1 protein-coding gene is annotated in these 2,915 nt (G+C 47.6%); it reads left to right on the top strand.

The features are described 5' to 3' along the window. Nucleotides 1-2,915 (top strand): beta strand repeat-containing protein (locus OO016_RS14390; protein ID WP_369413859.1); only part of this gene is annotated, 2,915 nt, incomplete at both ends.

Genomic DNA, 2,915 nt, shown 5'->3' with positions numbered 1-2,915 from the left:
AATACTGATGGTACCTACACCTTTACCGATGCCGGTGGAAACGTAACGACCATTACCGATACCTCAATCTCTACATTGGCCGACAACGGCAATGGCACCTATACCTATACGGATGAGACGGGAGCTACCCAGATTATCGACACCAATGCCAGCGCTAACCCATACGACAATACCACAAGCGGACTTACTGCTACCAATGTACAGGATGCGATTGATGAGATCAACGCAGCTGCAGGAACGGTATCCCTGGTAGACAATACTGATGGTACCTACACCTTTACCGATGCCGGTGGAAACGTAACGACCATTACCGATACCTCGATCTCTACATTGGCCGACAACGGCAATGGCACCTATACCTATACGGATGAGACAGGAGCTACCCAGATTATCGACACCAATGCCAGCGCTAACCCATACGACAATACCACAAGCGGACTTACTGCAACCAATGTGCAGTCGGCCATAGACGAATTAAACACCCTGGCTGGAACTGTGGCCCTTGCAGATAATGGGGACGGTACATATACTTTTACCGATGCATCTGGAGCTACAACTATAATCAGTGACACTTCCATTTCAACATTGGTCAACAATGGAAACGCAACCTTTACCTATACCGATGAGACAGGAACTCCAGTGACCATAAACCTGATCAGTGGTGATGCCAATAACGACATTACCGCAGGATCTGATGGCGGACTTTACCTGAACGTTGCATCGGTATCGATTGCTGAAACCATTACCAACCTTGCTGATAATGGTGATGGAACATTTACCTATGTAAATGAAAATGGTGTCTCCCAGACGGTTAGCAAGGCTGATGTTACAGACAATGGCAATGGAACCTATACCTTCACAAATAATGATGGGTCTGATGTTATTATAAGTACGAATGGATTGTCGGTTAGCAATACTATTGCAGGTAACCGTATTGCAACTTTAACCGATGCTTCCGGAGCAGCCAATGATATCAATGAATCTATTACTACACTGGTAGACAATGGCAACGGTACCTTTACCTACACTAATGAGGATGGGGTAGCCACTACCTTTGATTCGAAGATCGCCACGGTAGTAGACAACACCGATGGTACCTATACCATCACGGACGACTTTGGTACTTCAGTTACCATCGACACTAACAATACAGTGACCACCCTGGTAGACAATGGGGATGGCAGCTTTACCTACACCTCAGAGGACGGTACAATCACCACCTTTACTGAAACCCTCTCCACTTTGGTGGACAACGGCAATGGTACCTTCACTTATACCAATGAGGATGGGGTAGCCACTACCTTTGATTCGAAGATCGCCACTGTGGTAGACAACACCGATGGTACCTATACCATCACGGACGACTTTGGTACAGCAGTTACTATCGATACCAACAATACAGTGACCACCCTGGTAGACAATGGGGACGGCAGCTTTACCTACACCTCAGAGGACGGTACAATCACCACCTTTACTGAAACCCTCTCCACCTTGGTAGACAACGGCAACGGTACCTTCACTTATACCAATGAGGATGGCGTAGCCACTACCTTTGATTCAAAGATCGCCACGGTAGTAGACAACACCGATGGTACCTATACCATCACGGACGACTTTGGTACAGTAGTTACCATCGATACGAACAATACAGTGACCACATTGGTAGACAATGGGGATGGCAGCTTTACCTACACCTCAGAGGACGGTACAATCACCACCTTTACAGAAACCCTGTCCACTTTGGTAGACAATGGCAACGGTACCTTTACCTACACTAATGAGGATGGGGTAGCCACTACCTTTGATTCCAAGATCGCCACGGTAGTAGACAACACCGATGGTACCTATACCATCACGGACGACTTTGGTACAGCAGTTACTATCGATACGAACAACACGGTAACCACCCTGGTAGACAATGGGGATGGCAGCTTTACCTACACCTCAGAGGATGGCACGGTAACGACTTTCACTGAAACCCTGACCACTTTGGTGGACAATGGCAACGGTACCTTCACCTACACCAATGAGGATGGGGTAGCCACTACCTTTGATTCGAAGATCGCCACGGTAGTAGACAACACCGATGGTACCTATACCATCACGGACGACTTTGGTACAGCAGTTACCATCGATACGAACAACACGGTAACCACCCTGGTAGACAATGGGGATGGCAGCTTTACCTACACCTCAGAGGACGGTACAATCACCACCTTTACAGAAACCCTGTCCACTTTGGTAGACAATGGCAACGGTACCTTTACCTACACTAATGAGGATGGGGTAGCCACTACCTTTGATTCAAAGATCGCCACGGTAGTAGACAACACCGATGGTACCTATACCATCACGGACGACTTTGGTACAGTAGTTACCATCGATACGAACAATACGGTGACCACCCTGGTAGACAATGGGGACGGTAGCTTTACCTATACCTCAGAGGACGGTACAATCACCACCTTTACTGAAACCACATCAACTTTGGTAGACAATGGTAACGGTACCTTTACCTACACTAATGAGGATGGAGTAGCCACTACCTTTGATTCGAAGATCGCCACGGTAGTAGACAACACCGACGGTACCTATACCATCACGGACGACTTTGGTACAGCAGTTACCATCGACACTAACAATACAGTGACCACCCTGGTAGACAATGGGGATGGCAGCTTTACCTACACCTCAGAGGACGGTACAATCACCACCTTTACAGAAACCCTGACCACTTTGGTGGACAATGGCAACGGTACCTTTACCTACACTAATGAGGATGGGGTAGCCACTACCTTTGATTCCAAGATCGCCACTGTGGTAGACAACACCGATGGTACCTATACCATCACGGACGACTTTGGTACAGTAGTTACCATCGATACGAACAATACGGTGACCACCCTGGTAGACAA

The sequence above is a fragment of the Lentiprolixibacter aurantiacus genome, assembly GCF_026241225.1.
Taxonomy (GTDB): Bacteria; Bacteroidota; Bacteroidia; order Flavobacteriales; family Flavobacteriaceae; genus Lentiprolixibacter; species Lentiprolixibacter aurantiacus.
This window is presented reverse-complemented; position numbering and strand designations above follow the sequence as displayed.